Source organism: Pseudomonas sp. GR 6-02, from assembly GCF_001655615.1.
Taxonomy (GTDB): Bacteria; Pseudomonadota; Gammaproteobacteria; order Pseudomonadales; family Pseudomonadaceae; genus Aquipseudomonas.
On record NZ_CP011567.1, the window covers coordinates 3465948 to 3486167 of the forward strand.

The 20220-nt window shown below is 59.5% G+C and carries 19 protein-coding genes and 1 pseudogene; 9 read left to right on the forward strand and 11 right to left on the reverse strand.

The genetic code is table 11. The annotated features are described in order from the left end of the window. Entirely contained in the window at positions 1-1305 is a 1305-nt protein-coding gene (locus tag PGR6_RS15230) for a hypothetical protein (protein WP_064618106.1), read from the forward strand. A gap of 68 nt (positions 1306-1373) precedes the next feature. Here the strand turns inward: PGR6_RS15230 and PGR6_RS15235 are convergent, their stop codons facing one another. After that, positions 1374-2699 (reverse strand): sigma-54 dependent transcriptional regulator, encoded by a 1326-nt coding sequence (locus PGR6_RS15235; RefSeq protein ID WP_064618108.1) that lies wholly within the window; start codon positions 2697-2699, stop codon positions 1374-1376. A gap of 343 nt (positions 2700-3042) precedes the next feature. On the opposite strand from PGR6_RS15235, the gene PGR6_RS15240 reads away from it, so the two are divergent. From PGR6_RS15240 to nhaB, 3 genes are all read left to right on the forward strand, one after another. Beyond that, the gene (locus PGR6_RS15240) at positions 3043-3309 is read left to right on the forward strand and encodes a hypothetical protein (RefSeq protein WP_064618110.1); all 267 of its coding nucleotides are present in this window, start codon (positions 3043-3045) and stop codon (positions 3307-3309) included. A gap of 282 nt (positions 3310-3591) precedes the next feature. Beyond that, positions 3592-4881 (forward strand): hypothetical protein, encoded by a 1290-nt coding sequence (locus tag PGR6_RS15245; protein WP_064618112.1) that lies wholly within the window; start codon positions 3592-3594, stop codon positions 4879-4881. Positions 4882-4948: 67 nt separating this feature from the next. Next, a complete protein-coding gene (nhaB, locus tag PGR6_RS15250; RefSeq protein WP_064618114.1) occupies positions 4949-6451 on the forward strand; it encodes a sodium/proton antiporter NhaB in 1503 nt (500 codons plus the stop codon). A gap of 55 nt (positions 6452-6506) precedes the next feature. On the opposite strand, the gene PGR6_RS15255 is transcribed toward nhaB, so the two are convergent. The 3 genes from PGR6_RS15255 to gnd are packed head-to-tail and all read right to left on the reverse strand — an operon-like array spanning position 6507 to position 9825. Beyond that, positions 6507-7328 carry a Cof-type HAD-IIB family hydrolase gene (locus tag PGR6_RS15255; RefSeq protein WP_064618116.1) on the reverse strand — a complete coding sequence of 274 codons (822 nt, stop codon included), beginning with the start codon at positions 7326-7328 and terminating at the stop codon, positions 6507-6509. Next, complete coding sequence (gene zwf, locus PGR6_RS15260; protein WP_018926086.1) at positions 7325-8848, reverse strand: glucose-6-phosphate dehydrogenase; 1524 nt, start codon at positions 8846-8848, stop codon at positions 7325-7327. The genes PGR6_RS15255 and zwf overlap by 4 nt, the downstream gene beginning before the upstream one ends. Next, positions 8845-9825: a phosphogluconate dehydrogenase (NAD(+)-dependent, decarboxylating) gene (gnd, locus tag PGR6_RS15265; RefSeq protein WP_064618118.1), complete on the reverse strand. Its 981-nt coding sequence runs from the start codon at positions 9823-9825 to the stop codon at positions 8845-8847. Before gnd ends, zwf begins: the two co-directional genes overlap by 4 nt. 272 nt (positions 9826-10097) lie before the next feature. Here gnd and PGR6_RS15270 point away from each other — a divergent pair, with 272 nt between their 5' ends. Together PGR6_RS15270 and PGR6_RS15275 are read left to right on the forward strand one after the other, a co-directional pair. After that, positions 10098-10280: a DUF6026 family protein gene (locus tag PGR6_RS15270; RefSeq protein WP_018926088.1), complete on the forward strand. Its 183-nt coding sequence runs from the start codon at positions 10098-10100 to the stop codon at positions 10278-10280. A 194-nt stretch (positions 10281-10474) separates the two neighbouring features. After that, complete coding sequence (locus PGR6_RS15275; protein ID WP_064618120.1) at positions 10475-12220, forward strand: phosphoethanolamine transferase CptA; 1746 nt, start codon at positions 10475-10477, stop codon at positions 12218-12220. 65 nt (positions 12221-12285) lie between these two features. Here PGR6_RS15275 and PGR6_RS15280 read toward each other — a convergent pair whose 3' ends face one another. From PGR6_RS15280 to PGR6_RS15295, 4 genes are all read right to left on the reverse strand, one after another. Then, positions 12286-12777: a GNAT family N-acetyltransferase gene (locus PGR6_RS15280; protein WP_018926090.1), complete on the reverse strand. Its 492-nt coding sequence runs from the start codon at positions 12775-12777 to the stop codon at positions 12286-12288. Between the two features lie 130 nt (positions 12778-12907). Then, a complete protein-coding gene (gene zapE / locus PGR6_RS15285; RefSeq protein WP_064618122.1) occupies positions 12908-14026 on the reverse strand; it encodes a cell division protein ZapE in 1119 nt (372 codons plus the stop codon). Between the two features lie 91 nt (positions 14027-14117). Continuing rightward, positions 14118-14459 carry a nuclear transport factor 2 family protein gene (locus tag PGR6_RS15290; protein WP_008010768.1) on the reverse strand — a complete coding sequence of 114 codons (342 nt, stop codon included), beginning with the start codon at positions 14457-14459 and terminating at the stop codon, positions 14118-14120. Between the two features lie 52 nt (positions 14460-14511). Next, a complete protein-coding gene (locus PGR6_RS15295; protein WP_019579228.1) occupies positions 14512-15228 on the reverse strand; it encodes a helix-turn-helix transcriptional regulator in 717 nt (238 codons plus the stop codon). A gap of 140 nt (positions 15229-15368) precedes the next feature. Between PGR6_RS15295 and PGR6_RS15300 the strand changes: the two are divergent. Next, positions 15369-15869, forward strand: a pseudogene (locus tag PGR6_RS15300) (solute carrier family 23 protein); the annotation flags it as partial. Between the two features lie 55 nt (positions 15870-15924). Beyond that, on the forward strand, positions 15925-16398 hold the full coding sequence (locus PGR6_RS15305; RefSeq protein WP_064621286.1) for an LEA type 2 family protein: 474 nt from the start codon (positions 15925-15927) through the stop codon (positions 16396-16398). Positions 16399-16406: 8 nt separating this feature from the next. Here the strand turns inward: PGR6_RS15305 and PGR6_RS15310 are convergent, their stop codons facing one another. Together PGR6_RS15310 and PGR6_RS15315 are read right to left on the reverse strand one after the other, a co-directional pair. Next, complete coding sequence (locus PGR6_RS15310; RefSeq protein WP_064618124.1) at positions 16407-17969, reverse strand: alkaline phosphatase D family protein; 1563 nt, start codon at positions 17967-17969, stop codon at positions 16407-16409. A gap of 68 nt (positions 17970-18037) precedes the next feature. Continuing rightward, the gene (locus PGR6_RS15315) at positions 18038-18961 is read right to left on the reverse strand and encodes a carbon-nitrogen hydrolase family protein (RefSeq protein WP_064618126.1); all 924 of its coding nucleotides are present in this window, start codon (positions 18959-18961) and stop codon (positions 18038-18040) included. 85 nt (positions 18962-19046) lie between these two features. Between PGR6_RS15315 and PGR6_RS15320 the strand changes: the two genes are divergently transcribed. Beyond that, positions 19047-19967 (forward strand): LysR family transcriptional regulator, encoded by a 921-nt coding sequence (locus PGR6_RS15320; protein WP_064618128.1) that lies wholly within the window; start codon positions 19047-19049, stop codon positions 19965-19967. On the opposite strand, the gene PGR6_RS15325 is transcribed toward PGR6_RS15320, so the two are convergent. After that, positions 19960-20211 carry a hypothetical protein gene (locus PGR6_RS15325; RefSeq protein ID WP_007983592.1) on the reverse strand — a complete coding sequence of 84 codons (252 nt, stop codon included), beginning with the start codon at positions 20209-20211 and terminating at the stop codon, positions 19960-19962. The two genes, PGR6_RS15320 and PGR6_RS15325, sit on opposite strands and share 8 nt — an antisense overlap. Positions 20212-20220: the final 9 nt, after the last annotated feature.

Below are 20220 nucleotides of genomic sequence, written 5' to 3' on the forward strand. Positions count from 1 at the left end.
ATGTATCGGTCAGTACCACTGCGCGCGATCGTTTGTCTGAGTACTTTGTTCCCGTCGGCGCTGCTGCAAGCAGCGTCCGATGCGGACGTGGAAGCTTTGAAGCAACAACTCATGGAGCTCAAGCAACGATACGAAGTACAACAAAAGGCCTTGGCAGTACTCGAACAACGAGTCCGCCAAGTGGAGGAACAACCGGCGGCGGCACCGCCTAAACGCCTGGCCAAGTCGCCAGCCGACATGAAAGGCAACCCGCAAGTGGCCACAAGGACGGGAGCGGCCGCGGCTTCAGGCGGCGCCGCGGGCAGCGGCAGCTCCTATGGACAATCGCTGGCCGATGACTCTCAACCGGCACAGAGTGTTTCCAACCTGTATGACGAGGCCAGCGGATTCTTCGGCGGCGGCAAGTTCAGCCTCGAAACCGGGCTGACCTATTCGCGTTACGATACCCGCCAGCTGATCCTCAATGGCTTCCTCGCACTGGACTCGATCTTTCTGGGCAACATCAACCTGGACCGGATCAAGGCCGACACCTGGACGCTGGACCTCACCGGGCGCTACAACTTCGACAATCGCTGGCAATTCGACCTGAACGTACCGGTGGTGTACCGCGAATCGACGTATCAGTCCGGCGGCGCCAACAACGGTGCCGCGGGGGTGACCAGCGAAGAAACCGTCACCCGGGATCCGACGCTGGGCGATATCAACTTCGGGATCGCCTACAAATTCATGGACGAATCAGTCAACACCCCAGATGCGGTGTTCACCTTCCGAGTCAAGGCACCGACCGGCAAGGACCCGTTCGGCATCAAACTGCGCCAGAGCGACGCCAATACCAACCTGTTCGTGCCTGACACCCTGCCGACCGGCAACGGCGTCTGGTCGATCAGCCCCGGTATCTCGCTGGTCAAGACCTACGATCCGGCGGTTCTGTTCGGTAGCCTGTCCTACACCCACAACTTCGAAGAATCCTTCGACGACATCAGCGCCACCGTCAATCAGAAAGTCCCGGGCAAGGTGCGGATCGGCGACAGCTTCCAGATTGGCGCGGGGATCGCGTTTGCACTGAACGAAAAAATGAGTATGTCGTTCTCGATGTCTGACCTGGTGCAACGCAAAAGCAAGCTCAAGCAGGATGGCGGGGATTGGGAGTCGGTGGTGTCCAGCGACGCCAACGCCGGTTACTTCAACGTCGGCATGACCATCGCGGCCTCCGACAACCTGACGATCGTTCCCAACTTGTCCATCGGTATGACCGACGATGCGCCGGACTTTTCCTTCAGCCTGAAATTCCCGTACTACTTCTAAACCGCACCCCGTAATAGAAAAGGCCCACTACGATAGTTGTCGTAGCGGGCCTTTTTTGTTGCACCGCCCTAGCGGATCTGGTGCTTGTGCAGCAATCGGTAAAAAGTCGGCCGTGACACGCCCAGGACTCGGGCGGCAACACTCAGGTTGTCGCTGTGCCGGTTCAATACATCGCACAGCGCCTGGCGCTCGGCGCGAGTCTTGTAGTCTTCAAGGGTGCCCATCGGCGTGGCGAAGGCGTGTTGACTGAGCAGCCCCAGGTCTCGCGCCTCGATCTGTCGTCCTTCGGCCAATACCAGCCCACGACGTACCCGATTGGCCAGCTCGCGGACATTGCCCGGCCAGTCGTGCTTGCCCATGGCGACCAACGCATCCTCGCTGAAGCTGCGCGGACGACGGCCGGTTTCACTGCTGTAGAAATGGGAAAAGTGGTTGGCCAGCATCAATAGATCACCATGGCGCTCACGCAGCGGCACGGTGACTACTTGCAGGACGTTCAAACGGTAGTACAAATCTTCGCGAAAGCGTTTGTTCTCGATGGCCTCTTCAAGGTCGACGTGCGTCGCCGCCAATACCCGCACATCCACCGGAATAGGTTGATGGCCGCCAACCCGCTCGATGTGTTTTTCCTGCAGGAAGCGCAACAGATTGGCTTGCAGCTCCAGGGGCAGATCGCCTATTTCATCGAGAAACAGGGTGCCGCCGTTGGCGGCTTCTATCCGCCCGACCTTGCGCTGATGGGCGCCGGTAAAGGCCCCCTTCTCGTGACCGAACAATTCGGACTGGATCAAGTGTTCGGGAATCGCGCCACAGTTGATCGCCACGAATGGCTTGCGGTGGCGCTGGGATTGTTGATGCAGGGTACGGGCGACCAATTCCTTACCGGTGCCGCTTTCGCCGCGGATCAGCACCGGCGATTCGGTGGGCGCCAGCTTGCTCAGTAGTTTGCGTAGCTCGCGAATCGGTTTGCTGTCGCCGAGCAGTTCGTGTTCAGGCTGATCGATATGAACCGTGCCCTGCCCGCGCAGGCGCGCCATGCCGAACGCTCGGCCCAGAGTGACCTGAACCCTTGAAACATCGAACGGCAAGGTATGGAAGTCAAAAAACCATTCGCAGACGAAATCCCCGACATTCTGCATTCGCAGGACATCCTGATCGAGCACGGCGATCCACTCGGTACCGCTACGGGTGATCAGTTCCTTGACGGCTTCCGGACGCTCCAGATGAAATGGCTGCAAGCGCAACAGGCCGACGTCGCAGGTTCGTTCCGCGGCGCTTTCCAGGGTACAGCTGTCGACATCCCAACCCACAGCGCGTAAACCCGGCAGCAAACGGTGGCAGTCGTCGCAAGGATCCACTACTAAAAGACGTCGTAAAGCAGGCGCTTCGATCATGACTGTTCCTTGGCGCCAAATTTTAGGAAATATTATTAAAAACAGTCATTTGGCGGGCTTCGGTGTAACACTAGCAAAATATTGACGCGGGCTTGTATCGATTGCTTATAGGGACATCGGCTTATTAGTTATAAAAAATCACTTAATGAGTTGCCTAACGAATTGAACCTTTCATTCAGCTTTCAGCAACTGCCTGAATCGCCGGCGAATCAAAGAAAGTTGAAATTTCTTTTGATTGTGTGTGACCCAACCCCCGGTTGCGGACATCAGTACAAGTAACCAGCCGAACGGTAAGCCCAACCGACGGCACATCACTTGATTGGGCACACAGAGAGAAGACCCCATGAACGCCCCGCTCCGTATCAACGAAGCTCTTTTGATTGCCGACCGCGCATTCCAACCCTTTCAATGCGTGGCTTGGGCTCCACAAGACGGTAATGGCGAGCTCAGCCTGGCCATCATTGATCGCACTAACACTCGCATCAGCCGCAAACAAATCCCCAGCAGTGCCTATTCCGATCCGCAGCAACTTGCACACTTGCTGGAACAAGCCCGCGCCGAGCTGAGCGAGGAAGGTTACACACTGCAATCGTGGTCCATGCCGCATTAATCTTTTTCGCGGATTACCGCCCGGTAATCCGCGTCCCTTCTTCTCCTTAGTTGACGGTTTCTACGGTCAGCTGCATAACACCATTTTCGTTTTCCAACTTCTAGCCGCCAGATTACTTGGCAGGCTTGTCAGTGGTTCGAGAAGACACTGTTCTGGCACAAAACGCCGCTCCTCCCGAGCGTAATGGCAGTTGCGCATCATCGCATTCAGGGATTGAATGTTCTTCTCATGCAGTCAACCTCCGGGCACCCGGACAAGGACGACTGGCAAGGAGATGCGTGCATGTCACTCCAGACTGCTTTTGCCATACCGGCAGCGGTGAAAGACGCCGGGCAACTCGATAGCCATTTCGCTGGCAGCGGCAAGACTCAAGTGTATTTCGCCGGCAGTACTTCCAGCAGGATCAATGGCGTGGCGATTGACCACACCGGCCGAATACTGGCGGCAGCCAAGGTCGGCACGCCAGGTGGCAGCCGCTTTGGCCTGGCCCGCCTGCGTGAGGATGGTTCGGCGGATCTGGCCTTCGGCAAACAAGGCAGCGTCATCGGGCAATTCGCCCACGGCTACGAGGCCATGGCGGGCACAGTGCGGGTGCTGGCCGACGGGAACATTCTGGTGGCCGGCCTGCACTACGAAAATGCTCATCGTACGCTGCCCGCCCTGGCGATGTTTGATCAACGGGGCTGTCCGATACAGGGTTTTGGTGAGCACGGCCGCTGCGTGGTGCGCCTGCCGGGGAAGCTTTCCGAAGGCGCTCGCGACGCTTGGTTACCACCCGGCGTGCCGGGTACCGAGGCCTGTGATATCTGCGTGCAGGACGATGGTCGAATCCTGCTGCTGGCCAATCATCACTTTGAATTGGCCGATCACGTCGGCATGCTGATTCGGCTCAATGCCGACGGCTCGCTGGACAGCACCTTCAACGGTCGTGGCTTTGTCATGGTCCGGCACTTATTGATGAACACCTGGCTGAACAGTCTGATGGTGCAACATGACGGCCGAATCCTGGTGGGCGGATCGATCAATTTCCCCGAGGAAGGTTTGCTGGCGCGTTATCACACCGATGGCCAGTTGGATGACGGCTTCGCCGTGGATGGCTTCATGACCTTCAAGGCCTGGGGTCAGAGTGCCCAGGTCTGCCAGATCGTCCAGCACGAAAATGGTGATTTGCATTGTTTTGGCAGCAGTCGCGACCCGATGCACTGCCTCGCCCTGAACGTTCACAGCAATGGCCGACCTGACATGCATTGCAATAGCGGCCAGCCACAACTGTTGGAAATCAGCCACAGCGGCTGCCAGTGGACCGCAGCCCAGATACAAGCGGACGACTGTGTACTGACGGTCGGAGCGACGGGCGGCGGGCTCGAAGGCGATTTCATTCTCGCTCGCTACTTACCCAATGGGGCGCTGGATCGCAGCTTCGCCAATGGCATGGGCTGGGTCCGCACACGCCTGAGTCGAGGCCCCGACACCGCCACTGCATTGGCCGTGCAGGCCGATGGCTGCATCGTCGTCGGCGGCTATTCACTGGATGGCAACTACCGCGCCGTCGTCGCCCGCTATCAACCCTAGTTTCCTGCACTTGATCTTCCCTTCCGCTTACGGCAAGTTGCGCGCTTCTTAACACAAGGAGTAGCCGATGTCCGGCTCAATGGCCCAGGCCTTCGCACACAATTTTCTTGGGCATTCACCCCGCTGGTACAAAGCCAGCATTATCGGATTCCTGATTCTCAACGCCCTGGTGTTGTGGACGATCGGTCCGGTGGCGGCCGGCTGGTTGTTGGTGCTGGAGTTCATCTTCACCCTGGCCATGGCGCTCAAGTGTTACCCGCTGATGCCCGGCGGGTTGCTGCTGATCGAAGCTCTGCTGCTGAAAATGACCACGCCCCAGGCGCTCTATGACGAACTGGTGCACAACTTCCCGGTGATCCTGCTGCTGATGTTCATGGTGGCGGGCATCTACTTCATGAAGGACCTGCTGCTGTTTCTGTTCTCGCGCCTGCTGCTGGGAGTTCGCTCCAAGGCGCTGCTGGCGTTGATGTTCTGTTTCCTGTCAGCGTTTCTCTCGGCGTTTCTCGATGCATTGACCGTGACCGCGGTCATCATCAGCGCGGCCGTGGGGTTTTATTCGGTGTATCACCGCGTCGCCTCGGGCAACGATCCGCGTCAGGACAGTGAGTTCGGCGACGACCGGCAGTTACCGACATTGCACCATGCCGACCTCGAACAATTCCGCGCCTTCCTGCGCAGTCTGCTGATGCACGGCGCGGTCGGCACAGCGTTGGGTGGTGTTTGCACGCTGGTTGGCGAGCCGCAAAACCTGCTGATCGGCCATGAGATGGGCTGGCACTTTGCCGAATTCTTTCTGAAGATCGCCCCGGTGTCGTTGCCGGTGCTGGCAGCGGGCCTGGTGACCTGCGTACTGCTGGAGAAACTGCGCTGGTTCGGTTATGGCACGCTGCTGCCGGACAACGTGCGTGCGGTGCTGGCCAACTACGCCGCCGAAGACAACGCCGAGCGTACTTCGCGTCAGCGCGCTGCGCTGCTGGTTCAAGGGGCGGCGGCACTGATTCTGATTGCCGGGCTGGCGTTTCACATCGCCGAAGTCGGCCTGATCGGCTTGATGGTGATCGTGCTGATCACCGCGTTTACCGGTATCACTGACGAACACCGCCTCGGCACCGCCTTCAAGGACGCCATGCCGTTCACCTCGCTGCTGGTGGTATTTTTCGCCGTGGTGGCGGTGATTCACGATCAGCAGCTGTTCGCGCCGCTGATCCAGTGGGTATTGACGCTGCCGGCGGATCAACAGCCGGGCATGCTGTTTATTGCCAACGGCTTGCTGTCGGCCATCAGCGACAACGTGTTCGTCGCGACCATTTACATCACCGAAGTAAAACAGGCATTCATCTCCGGCCACATGAGCCGCGAGCACTTTGAAACCCTGGCGATTGCGATCAATACCGGGACCAACCTGCCGAGCGTGGCGACGCCTAATGGTCAGGCGGCGTTCCTGTTCCTGCTGACCTCGGCGATTGCCCCGCTGATTCGTCTGTCGTACGGGCGGATGGTGTGGATGGCGCTGCCATACACCGTGGTGATGGGGGTTCTTGGCTGGTACGCGGTAAGTTACTGGCTGTAACCCAGAACAAAAATGTGGGAGCGGGCCTGCTCGCTCCCACATTGGTTTTGTGTGCTTATCGAGGGAGGATGTATCGCTCGATCGCCTGGGCCGCGCCGTCTTCGGTATTGGCCCCGGTCACCACGTTCGCCTGACGCTTCACCGCCTCTTCCGCCTGCCCCATCGCAATCGACAGCCCGGCACGATGAAACATCGCCGGGTCATTGCCGCCGTCGCCCATGGCGGCAGTCTGTTCCAGCGACACCCCGAGAAACTCGGCCAGCGTCGCCAGTGCCGCGCCCTTGTTGGCCTGCACCGCCGTCACATCCAGATAGACCGGTTGTGAACGCGACACCTGCGCCTGCCCTTCGACCATGGGCAGCAACCGCGCTTCCAGCTCGATCAACAGTTCGGTGTTGTTACTGGCAGCGACGATCTTGTCGATGCGTGCCAGGCAAGGCTCGAAACTCTCGACCACCACCGGCGGATAACCCAGGCCATGTTGCTCTCGCGGGACCATCGGGCCGTACGGATCCTTCAACAGCCAGTCACCACCGCTGAACACCCAGACTTCAATGTCCGGCTGATCGGCAAACAGTGCCAGCGCCGTCAGCGCTGCGGTTGCCGGCAAATAATGCGCCACCAGCAAACTGCCATCCGGGTTGACGATCGTGCCGCCATTGAACGCCGCCGTCGGCAGATCAACGCCCAGGGCTTCGATCTGCTGCAACATGGCTTTAGGTGGACGCCCGGTGGCCAGGCTGAACAGCACGCCGGCGTCACGCAAGGCGCGAACGGCATCGATGGTGCGCTGGCTGAGGCTGTGATCGGGCAGCAACAAGGTGCCGTCCATGTCACTGAGCAGAAAACGGATGGGTTGTTGCGTGACGTCCATCATCCGAGGCTGTGCCAGACGCGACCGTCGCGGGTCAGCAGTTCGTCAGCGGTCTTGGGTCCGTCTTCGCCGGCTGCATAGCTCTCCACGGTTGCATCCTGCTGCCAGGCGTCGAGGAACGGCTGCACGACGCGCCAGCCGTTCTCGATGTTGTCGGCACGCTGGAACAGCGTCTGATCGCCGGTGAGGCAATCGTAGATCAAGGTTTCGTAGCCGGTGGAAGGCTGCATTTCAAAGAAATCCTTGTAGGCAAAGCCCAGCTCGATATTGGCCATGTTCAACGCCGGTCCCGGCCGTTTGGCCAGCAGGTCGAACCACATGCCTTCGTTGGGCTGGATCTGGATCCGCAGGTAGGTCGGCTGCAATTCTTCGACCTCGGTGTCACGGAACTGCGCATACGGCGCCGGCTTGAAGCAAATGACGATCTCGGTGTCGCGCACGCTCATGCGCTTGCCAGTACGCAGGTAGAACGGCACACCGACCCAGCGCCAGTTGTCGATCATCACTTTGAGCGCGACATAGGTTTCAGTGGTGCTGTCGGGCGCGACGTTGGTTTCCTGACGATAACCGGGCAACCGATTGCCATCGATCTCGCCGGCGGTGTATTGGCCGCGCACTGAGTTGGCTCGCGCTTCCTCGATCGACCAGGGGCGAATCGCGCCGATCACTTTGGCCTTCTCGCCACGTACCGCATCGGCGCCAAACGCCGCCGGCGGTTCCATGGCGACCATCGCCAATAATTGGAACAGGTGATTAGGCACCATGTCCCGCAGGGCGCCGGTGACCTCATAAAAACTGCCACGGGTTTCAACGCCGACGGTTTCAGCGGCGGTGATTTGTACGTGGTCGATGTAATGGTTGTTCCAGAAGGCTTCGAACAGGCTGTTGGAGAACCGGCTGACCAGAATGTTCTGCACGGTTTCCTTGCCCAGATAGTGATCGATCCGGTAGATCTGCTTTTCCGTCATCACTTTGAGCAAGCACGCGTTCAAGGCTTCGGCGGTATACAGATCCGAGCCGAAAGGCTTTTCGATCACCACCCTTCTGAACGCTTCAGGGGCTTCTTGCAACAATCCGGCAGCCCCGAGACGTCGCACCACTTCACTGAAAAAGCGCGGAGCGGTGGCCAGGTAGAAAACGGCGTTGCCGGTGCCGCTGGCGTCGATTTTCGCCGCCAGCGCGTCATAAGTGCGCTCATCCAGGAAATCGCCCTGGACGTAGCTGATGTGTTTGGCCAATTTGGCCCACAACGCCGGATCAAGGGCGTGATCGCCCTTGCCGACCTTGGCTGCCACTTCCGCCCGAATGAAATCTTCGAGTTTTTTGGCAAAGGCTTCGTCACTGATGGCGTTGTGATCAACGCCGACGATCCGCAGTCCATTCCCCAGCAAACCATCGCGACTCAGGTTGTACAGCGCCGGCATCAGCAGGCGCTTGACCAGATCACCATGGGCACCGAACAAAAACAGCGTGGTGGGCGGTGCGGGTTCTGCCTTGGATTTCCTGCGGATCACGTGGGTCATTTTTTCGCAGTCTCCACATGGCCGCCGAAGCCGAAGCGCTGGGCCGAGAGAATCTTGTCGCCAAAGTTGCCTTGCCCGCGCGAACGGTAGCGAGAGAACAGCGAGTTCGACAGCACCGGTACCGGCACCGCTTGTTCCATGGCGGCTTCGATGGTCCAGCGCCCTTCACCGCTGTCCGCCACTTCACCCGAGTAGCCGTCGAGTTTCGGATCGGACGCCAGCGCATCGGCGGTCAGGTCAAGCAGCCAGGACGAGACCACGCTGCCACGACGCCAGACTTCGGCGATGTCGGCCACGTTCAGGTCGAAACGCTGATCTTCCGGCAGGTTGGTGCTGGCTTTGGTCTTGAGGATGTCGAAGCCTTCGGCGAAGGCCTGCATCATTCCGTATTCGATGCCGTTATGGATCATCTTGACGAAGTGGCCGGCGCCGGCGGGGCCTGCGTGGATGTAACCGCGCTCGGCGCGATCGTCATCGGACTTGCGATCCTTGGTGCGCGGAATGTCGCCCATACCCGGGGCCAGGGACTCGAACAACGGGTCAAGACGCTTAACCGTCTCGGCATCGCCGCCGATCATCATGCAGTAGCCACGTTCCAGGCCCCAGACGCCGCCGGAGGTGCCGACGTCGATGTAATGCAGACCTTTTTCCGACAGGGTTTTGGCCCGACGGATATCGTCCTTATAGAAGGTGTTGCCGCCATCGATGATGGTATCGCCCGCTTCAAGCAAGGTGCTCAGGGTGTCAATGGTGTCTTCGGTCGGTGCGCCGGCGGGCAGCATGACCCACACCGCGCGCGGCTTGGGCAGGCCAGCGACCAGGGCTGGCAAGTCGGCGACGCCGGTGGCGCCCTCTTCGGCCAGGGTATCGACAAAAGCGGTATTGCGGTCGTAAACAACGGTGGTGTGCCCGTTGAGCATCAGGCGCCGCGCAATATTACCGCCCATGCGGCCCAGTCCAATAATCCCGAGTTGCATGTACTGATGCTCCCTACTACAAATAAAGTGTGTCTAAGGTTATAGCCCAACGCGACTAGTGAAGGTTAGTCCAGAGCGGCGGGATGAAGTTTCCGGGCATTGTGCCCGATCCAGACTGATAACGTCGGGAATCGTGCCGAAGACACAACGACCATGAAAAATAAAAAAGTTCCCTTCAGGGGCAAAAGAAATCAAAATTGGCGCCGATAGTAAGTGAGCACCCGATTTCGGGAGTCGACTTACAGTTGATACCGCCATTTGCGAGGTGAGCAATGGGCACCGTACACACAGCACTGCCAGCACAAACCCTTTACGTCACGATCCGTCGCGATGAACTGCGCCAGTTGAAAGAGGAGCGCGATCAGTTGAAGCGGGAAGTTGCGCAATTGCGCCTGCTGACCCAAGGCAATCAGGCTCAGCCCTTGCCCGTCACCCAACGTGCTCCTCACGCCTGATCTCCTCGCTTGAGTCGGAAGCGGCCCAGCGCTGTTTCTGACTCGCTGCAATCCTGTCCGCTGCGACAACTCACAAAGTTTTCACACTTGCTTGGCGATACTCCGGCCCTTTGTGGCTGCTTGCTTTGCGAGCGGTATCCGTTCGTCTGTGACAAGGAGAGTGCCGACGGCCGATCATCAGGCTGGAGTGTTGAATGGCTTTGCTTAAACGCAGCAAAACGTCTGCGAATGGTTTTGATTGGGCAGGATTACTCTGGTTATTTCTGTTCTTCTGGTATTTCTCCGGTATCACCCAACTACTGATTCAACTGACGGGCACCTCCGGTTTTAGCGGGTTCCGCCAGGCTTTTGTGATGAGCGCCATTTGGCTCGCGCCGATGCTGTTGTTCCCCAAACAAACCCGTGTGATGTCCGCGCTGATCGGTGTGGTGCTGTGGGCCTGTTCGATGGCCAGCCTGGGTTATTTCTTCATCTATCAGCAGGAATTTTCCCAGAGCGTCATCTTCATCATGTTCGAATCGAACGTGTCTGAAGCCGGCGAATACCTGACGCAGTATTTTGCCTGGTGGATGGTGCTGGCGTTCCTCGCCCACACTGCATTCGCGTACTTCCTTTGGACCCGCGTGCGTCCGGTGTACCTGCCACGCGTCCAGGCGCTGATCGCAGCGACGGCGATTGTGCTGGCCGTGATCGGTTACCCGCTGATCAAGCAGACCGCGCACACCGGCAGCCTGGCGGAAGGCTTCGAGAAATTCGAAACCCGCATCGAGCCCGCGGTGCCATGGCAGATGGCCGTGGCCTATCACCGTTACCTCGGTACCCTGGGCAGCATGCAAGGCATGCTCGACAGCGCCAGCAAGATCCCGCCGCTGAAGAACTTCACCGACTCGATGGCCAATCAGCCGGCGACCCTGGTGCTGGTGATCGGCGAGTCCACCAACCGTCAGCGCATGAGCCTGTACGGCTACCCGCGGGAAACCACCCCGGAACTGGATAAGCTCAAGGACCAACTGGCGGTTTTCAATAACGTCATTACCCCACGCCCCTACACCATCGAAGCGCTGCAGCAGGTGCTGACGTTCGCCGACGAAGAAAACCCGGACCTCTACCTGACGACGCCGTCATTGGTCAGCATGATGAAACAGGCGGGTTACAAAACCTTCTGGATCACCAACCAGCAGACCATGACCAAGCGCAACACCATGCTCACGACCTTCTCTGAACAGGCCGACGAGCAGGTGTACCTGAACAACAACCGCAACCAGAACGCCGCCCAGTACGATGGCGATGTGATCGAGCCGTTCAACAAGGCGCTGGCCGATGCGGCGCCACGCAAGCTGATCGTCGTGCATTTGCTCGGCACGCACATGAGCTACCAGTACCGTTACCCGCCGACGTTCAACAAGTTCACCGACCGCAAAGGCGTGCCGGACGGCGTGCGTGATGATCAAGTGCCGACGTACAACAGCTATGACAACGCGGTGTTGTACAACGACTTCGTGGTCTCGAGCCTGATCAAGGACTACGCCAAGACCGATCCAAACGGCTTCCTGCTGTACCTCTCCGACCACGGCGAAGACGTGTTCGACTCCGCTGGCCACAACACCCTGGGCCGCAACGAGAACAAGCCGACCGCGCCGATGTACACCATTCCATTCGTGGCCTGGGCCTCGCCGAAATGGCGCGAAACCCATGACTGGAGTTTTGCCGCTGATCTGGGTCGACCGTACAGCAGCTCCCAGCTGATTCACACCTGGGCGGATCTGGCCGGACTGAGTTTCGATGAACTGGACCGCAGCAAAAGCCTGGTCAGCGACAGCTTCAAGCCTCGGCCATTGATGATCGGCAACCCTTACGAGCGTGAGCAGCGGCCGTTGATCGACTTCAGCCTGATAAAACCCAAGGTCGCGCCTGTCGCCCCGGCGGTCGTTCAGCAGTAGTTTTGAGGGGCCGACAAATGACTTAAGGGCGTCCTGATCGACGCCCTTTTTTATGGCTCGGAGGACTAAAGCGCTTTGGTCCAGAACAGCATCCGGCCGTGCGCCGGGTCGAACATGCCGGGTGAAAAACCGAATTTGCCATAAGACGCCTGGGCCACTGGATTGCCTTCCAGCACTTCCAGGGTGATTTTGCAGCAGCCGCGCTGACGTGCGATGTCCTCGACTTTGTGCAGCATTTTCTGGCTCAGTCCCAACCCGCGAAACTTCGACACCACGACCACATCGTGCACGTTGACCAATGGCCGGCAGGCAAAGGTCGAAAAGCCTTCGAAGCAATTGACCAGCCCTGCCGGCTCGCCACCGACAAACGCCAATACACTGAAGGCATGGGGCCGCTTGGCCAGCTCCCCCGGCAGTTGTTGCAACACATGGGTGGGCAACGACTTACCGCCACCCATCGGGTCTTCGGCGTAATGGTTCAATACAAGACAAATCGCCTCGGCATGTGTCGGGTTGCTGTAACTGGCCTGAAGCACAAGAATTTCTGCGGATTCCATTTCCACCCTCGATCACACATGAAGTTGCCCCAGTTCGCTTCTTGCGCACTGAAAGGTCCTGCGACCTTATCGCGAGCGCCGGGGTGCCGACAACCGGATCCTCTCGCCCCTTTGCACCTTCTCCCGGACATCAAGCCTCGGCAAAACGTTTTAGCTGCATCTCCTGCAAACGGCTGAGGGTGCGGCGAAACGGGAATTCCAGATAGCCCTCGGTGTACAACGCTTCCATCGGTACCTGCGCTTCGAGGTACAGCGGCACCTTGCGGTCGTAGCATTCGTCCACCAGGGCAATGAACCGCCGCACACCGTCGTCATGCACCGACAATTGCGGCAACTCGCGATCCCCCGCCGCCACCCGCTCGACACCGTCTTCAGTGCCGCGGGCGATGCGCCCTTCGCGTTTTTGCGCGCTGAGATTGGGCACGTCACTCAACAGAATAGCGCTGAAGGTGTCGCACAGGGCCATGAAGTCCATGGCGGCAAAAGGCTGCTCGCAGACCTCGGCGTAACGGCACCAGAGCACGGTTCGACTGGCCTGCATGACATTGACCGAACGGTAGCCGATCTGCACCGGATCGCTGGACAGCGTCTGGCCGACGGTCAGGGCCTTGAACACGTCGCCAAGGGCACCGGGCTGACCCGGAACGTTCACCCAGTAACGCTGCAGGCCGGCGCCGGGGTGCAGACGATGATCTTCTCCACCGTCCACCGCAATCACCTGCATGTGTTGCTTGATCGCGCTAATCGCCGGCACAAAGCGGTCGCGGTTGAAGCCATCGGCGTACAGCTGATCCGGCGGTTGGTTGGAGGTACAGACCACCACCACGCCTTGCTCGAACATCACCTGAAACAAACGCCCGAGAATGATCGCGTCACCGATGTCGTTGACGAACAGTTCATCGAAACACAGCACCCGCACTTCCTGGCTCAGCTCGCGGGCCAGGGCCTTCAGCGGGTCGGCGGTACCGGTCAACTGGAAGGAGCGCTGATGCACCCAACCCATAAAGTGGTGAAAGTGCTGCCGCCGGGCCGGGACGCGCAGGTTTTGATAGAACTGATCCATCAACCAGGTCTTGCCCCGCCCGACCGGGCCCCAGAGGTACACGCCGGTGATGGGCGCGCGGCCTTCCTGCAAGGCTTCGTGGCATTTTTGCAGCGCCCACACGGCATGTTCCTGGGCTTCGTCCTGGACGAAGCCCTTCTGTTCGATGGCGTGTTGCCAGGCGCTTAAGGGAGAGTCGACATTCATGCGCGGCAGTATACGTCTCTATAGCGGCTCGCCAAGCCCGGGCCGTAGCAGCTGCGTCGCGGTGCTCGACAGCTGCTACATAGGCCGGTGGTTACAGCGAGATGTCCAGCCGGGCGATCTTGCCCTGTTCATTGAGGCGGAACATATAGCGCAGTTCCAGCGGGCTGCCGGGAAAAGTGCCGGAGATCAGGTTGTGCACCAGCACTTTGCCTGTGCGCTGTTGAACGTCAAGCACCTCGACCCGCGGCTGATAACGTTGCGCAGTGTCTTGCATCCATTGGGCGATGGCTTGTGTGCCGACCTGATGCTGCCCCTCATCGAACACGTTGGCATCCTCAGCGAAAAAACTGGCGACCCTCGAGGTGTCGCGAGCATTGGCGGCAGCAATGTAGGCGGCAATGGCGGGGGCCAGTGAAGAGGCTGGATTGGACATGTTTACGGCTCCTTGTGAGTTGTTTCTGGAGCCATGCTAAAACAAGCCAGTGTCAGTTCTTGTCAGGAGTGAAACGCCCTGCTTCGTCCAGTTGCATCTGTTTGCGCCAAGTGCGCAACAGGTCGCTGCGCCGCCCCGGATAGCGCTCACCCTGTTCACTGGCGGCTGAGATCCGGTCGGTGCGGAACGTACGATAGGCACTGCGCAACTCACACCAGGCGACGATGATCCGCACCTCATTGAGAAACCCCAGGGCCAATGGCCAGATCAACCGTTGGCTGGGCACCTGGTTGGCGTCTGCGTAATCGATATGCAACTTGGCCTGATCGCGGATGGCCTGGCGAAACACATTCAACGGCACGGCGTTTTGCGGATAGCCATAACCCGGCGGCCCCGGCAACACCGTCGGGTTGCGCAAGGCGTCCTGGGCCGTCGGGTCGAGCACCGCGGCGATTTTCGCCAGGGCATCGGCCGCCGCTTTGCTCAACACCTCATCGCCCCGCTGATCCACGTAGCGCAAACCGAGCACGATGGCTTCGGTCTCATCGGCATTGAGCATCAAGGGCGGCAGAAACAGACCGCTGCGCAATACATAGCCGATCCCCGCCTCGCCAAAAATCGGCGCGCCGAGTGCGGTGAGTTCAGCGATGTCGCGGTACAGCGTGCGTTCGGAAATCTCCAGCTCGCTGGCCAATGTCGCGGCAGTCACTGGACGACTTTTGCCGCGTAGCACTTGTAACAAGGTCAGTAAACGAGTGGTTCGCGACACGGTCGGCAGGCTCCTTGCTGGAAGTCGCCGGAGCTTAGCAGAGGCTGCTGTCAGAAAGTGGCAGGAGCTATAGCCGATTTTGAAAACTTCCCACTCCGTGGCGAGGGAGCTTGCTCCCGCTGAGCGGCGAAGCGGCCCCAAAATCGGTGATCCAACTCACTGGCGTGGCCAGTCGTTATGTGGCGTTTTTCATTGCCGGTCTGTTGGTGCTGCTGGGCTTGTTCCCGATGATCGGCGCGGTGCTGCAACTGATGCCAAAACCAGTGCTCGGCGGTGCCGAACTGGTAATGTTCGGCACTGTGGCCGTGGCCGGGATCAAGATCCTCGCCGAGGCCGGCCTGCATCGGCGCAACATGCTGATCGTGGCGATTTCCCTCGGCATGGGCCTGGGCGTCGCGGCGGTGCCTGAAGTCCTGCGCGAGCTGCCGAAGGCGCTGCACAACATCTTCGAATCGCCGATCACTGTCGGTGCGTTGTGCGCTATCGTGCTGAATATCTTCCTGCCCGAAGAGTTCATCGAGCTGGAAGAAGACGAGTTCGACCCGGAAGCCTCGGTGCTTCAGGTGATGCAGAACCCGGATGTTACGGCCAAGGGTGAACCCGCGTCACCTGTGGCTGTCGCACAGTTGAACCGTCCGTAATGCTCGAAGGCCGAGCTTTGAGCGGTTCGGCCTTTTTCTTTACGAGAATATGTTCATGCGCAGATTGCTAGCCCTGTCCCTATCCCTTCTATTGCTCTCCCTGAGCGCCTGCGCCCTGTTCCCCAGTCGCGACCCGCTGCACATCAACGTGGTCGGTATCGAGCCGCTGCAAAGCCAGGAGCTGGAAGTACGCTTCGCGGTAAAACTGCGCGTGCAAAACCCCAATGAAACCGCGATCGCCTATAACGGCGTGGCGCTGGACCTGGAGGTTAATGGCCAGCCGCTAGCTTCCGGCGTCAGCGATCAGTCGGGCTCGATCCCACGATTCTCCGAAGCAGTGATCGTGGTGCCGGTGAGCGTTTCGGCCTTCTCGGTGCTGCGTCAGACCCTCGGACTGAGTCAGACGCAGACACTGGACAATCTGCCTTACGTACTGCACGGCAAACTGGCCGGAGGGGCGTTCGGCACCATGCGTTTTGTCGATAGCGGCAAGCTCAGCCTGCCGGGCTCGATCTCTGGCACCTGGTAACGCCCCCGCTATGTAACGGGGTCGATCACCTGCGTCACACTATGCTTCAGACCTTCTACGTGCCAGTTGGCCCATAGTCGGGTCTTGCCGTTGCCGCCTTCATCCGGCTCGATCGCCAACCAGTTTCGAGCGGCGATCAGGTAACGCCCCCTCGCGCCAACAGGCAACATGGTTCCGGTGATGCCGTAGTCGATCTGTTCCTGGTTCGCACCGATGGACTCCAGAAAGTGCACCGCCAACACTGGCGGCGCAGGATGCACGACGCCGGTGGAAATCAATTGGTAGATTTTCCCCGCGCCATCGCTGCCATGCCGGGGCAACTTCGATTCGATCACACAGGCCCCGGCCACATGAACGTCGCCAGACACCAGCGTGACCTTGCATGATTGGGCTTTGGCGAAATCCAGCAGCCGCATGATCAACCGCTTGCGTTCACTGCGGTGCGGCAGGCTTCGCCAGTGGTCGCGTAAATCGTCCTCGAGCTCCTGTTGCCCCACCATCACGTCCAGCGCCTTTTCGGCCGCCTGTAAATCAAGGTAACCCACCGGAATACTCGACATCAGCAACAGGTGCTTGTGCGCAGGGACCTTGTCCAGCCAGGCATAAATCGCATCCCAACTGAGAGGCGAAATAACCCGGGTTTGTTGGGCCTGCGGGGTGGTCAAGTCCGGCGCACGTTCGCTGCGTAGATCGGGAACCAGCAAGGCCAACTCGCCCAGGCCGGTGAACCCCAGGTGAAAGCCATCGGCGGTTCCGGGAATCGCGCAGGGATGGGTATCAGCGGACGGCTTGAGGTGAGGATGCGTCTGGATCAGTTGCTGCTGGAAAATCCTGAAATAGCGTTTGGCTGTGGCAAACAGCCCCTGGAACACCGGGCTTGAATGCAATATCTCATCGTAGGAACCCCAGCCATCGATGATGTCATGGTCATCCCACATCATCACCGTCGGAATGGCGCCGAACACCTTGGCCATCTCGGGCTGTTTCCAGCATTCCAGGTAGAGCCTGGTGAAAAACTTGTCCAGATCGGCTTCGATCACCTTGGTGTAAGCAGCCTTTTGCCGGTCGGCGAAGGGTTTGGCGAACCATGCTTTCATCGACGGCACACTGCTGCGCATGTCGTCGCTGTAAACCTGATCGCCGCCCATCAACAGCAGATGATAGGGCTCGCCCTGGTGAGCACCCCACATGTGCTCCCAACGCTCGTTGTTCCGGTCTACCTTCTCCATCTCCTTGGGGTCGGAGAAACCGTTGCACGACACATACGCAATGCGCGGCGACTGGCCCTTGGCCGGAACGACGAAGTTGGCCTGCGCACCGTCTACGGAAACCGTGTAACTGGTGGCAACGGCCTGATCCTGCGCCGCCTTGAAATCGATGCGCCAGACCCGGGAATTAGGGTTGAGCAGCGGGATATCGGCGATGGCCAAGGGTGTGTCGGCAGTCACATCCTTGGGCACTTTTACCGTGGGAGGTGGCTCGCCCAAGGGTGAAACCACCAGGGCAGACACGTTGTAGACATTATTATTGATGCCACGAAACTGCAGAATCGGGCCTATTAACAAACTCATGGCGAGTCCATCCGTTGACGGGGGTGTGAACGCCTGGAGACTAGACGACAATCCCACCCCCCGACGGATTATGTGTTGAACCGCACGCCCGGTTTGGCTCGCTCATCCACCGTCAACTCAAACACGTCCGGGCGCGCATAATGCCCGACCACGTCGTAGTCGTACCGGGCGCGGATCAGGTCATCGGTGTCGATTTCGGCGGTCAGCAATCCCGCCTCGCCACGCAGCGGCCCGGCGAGAATGTCGCCCATCGGCCCGACAATCACGCTGCCGCCGGCAATCAACGGGCGCTCCGCCGGCCAGTTGGCGATGTCCACGCCCAAGGCTTGTGGCGAGTCCTGAACCTGACAGGCACTGACCACAAAGCAGCGTCCTTCATGGGCGATGTGACGCATGCTGACCTGCCACATCTCGCGCTCGTCCACAGTCGGCGCGCACCAGACCTCCACGCCCTTGGCATACATCGCGGTGCGCAGCAACGGCATCATGTTTTCCCAGCACACCACCGCGCCGATCCGCCCGACCTGGCTGTCGATCACCGGCAAGGTCGAGCCATCGCCCTTGCCCCAGATCAGTCGCTCGGTGCCGGTGGGCATCAATTTGCGGTGCTTGGCAACCAGCCCTGCCTGCGGGTCGAAATACAGCGCGGTGCAGTACAAGGTGCTGCCGGCACGTTCGATCACACCGATCACCAGGTTGGCCCCGGTGCGGGCCGACAACCCGGCCAAGGCGTCGGTCTCGGCACCAGGCACGTCGATGGCATTGGCGAAATACCGGGCAAACGCTTCACGACCTTCCGGCAGTCGATAGCCGAGTTGCGTGCCGAAGCTCTCGCCTTTGGGGTAGCCACCGAGCAACGCCTCAGGCATGACCACCAACGCCGCGCCGGATTCGATAATGGCGGTTTCCCAGGAGAGGATTTGATCGAGGGTGTCGGCCTTGCCGCCGGGCAAGGCGCCGATTTGCAGGGCAGCAACGATTGACTTGGGCATTACGGTGGCTCCGTCAGGAATGAGGTGTTGCTCATTCTCCGGCGCCACAGGATCATGAATAAAGCCCGACTCACTGCTGAATGATATGAACCAAATGAATATCGCCACCGTCGATCTCAACTTGCTCAAAGTCTTCGAAGCGCTGCATGAGGAGTCCAGCGCCAGCCGTGCCGCGCTGCGTCTTGGCGTGACGCAATCGGCGGTCAGCGCGGCGTTGCGTCGGTTGCGAGAGGTGTATGGCGATCAATTGTTCGTGCGCACCGGCCGAGGTCTTGCGCCGACGCTCAAGGCCAACCAGTTGAAACCGGTGGTCAGTGATGCACTGAACAAATGCCGGCAAAGCCTGGCGATGGTCGATCCTGCGGCCCATCATTACGACGGGCGCTCGGTAACCGTGGGTTTGTCAGATGATTTCGAAATCGCCTACGGGCGACGATTGATCGAGGAAATCGCTCACCGTGCGCCGAAGCTGCGGCTGATCTTTCGCCAGACCCATAGCCAGATCGTCGCCCGGGCCTTGATGGAACGCAGCATCGATCTGGCGATCACCGCAGGCGGGTTTGCCGAGCGACTGCTGAGCCGCCAAGTGCTGGGTGAAGGGGGTTATCTGTGCCTGGTGGATCCCCTCAGCCTGGCCGAAGGACAACAGAGTCTCAGCCTTGATGAGTTCGTCGCCCGCGAGCACATTCTGGTGTCCTCGGGCGGTTTTATCGGGATTACCGATGAAGGTCTGGCGGCGCTGGGATCGAGTCGGCGGGTATGCGCGTCGACCACCCACTTTGCCGCGTTGCCGTATCTGCTCAAGGGCAGTCAGGCGGTGGCGACCATTCCGGCCCATGCGGCGCAAAGTATTGCAGCACTGTGCGGATTGGCGCTGCTGCCCTGCCCTCTGGCGCTGCCGCGTTACCCGATCGAACTGGGCTGGCGCACCAGCACGCAGCTCGATCCGGTGGTGTTGAAAGTGCGTGAAGCGATTGCCGCGATTTTTTCCGGGGCGTTTATTTAGCGGCCATCAAGCGATTGACTTCACTGCGCACCATGTTCGCGAATTCCGGTGGCGACATGCCGTCGAGTTCGGCGCGTACCCATTCCGCCCATTTGCCTTTGCGCTTGGCGCGCTCACCGAACAACCGCGCGGCTTCGCCCTTGGCTTTGCCCAGGTTGTTTTGCCAGAGTTCGAACAGACGGGATTTTTCATCTTCAAGCGCCGCGCGCTCGGCGAGGGGTTTGTCGGCCAGATTGAAGCTCATGGGGAATTA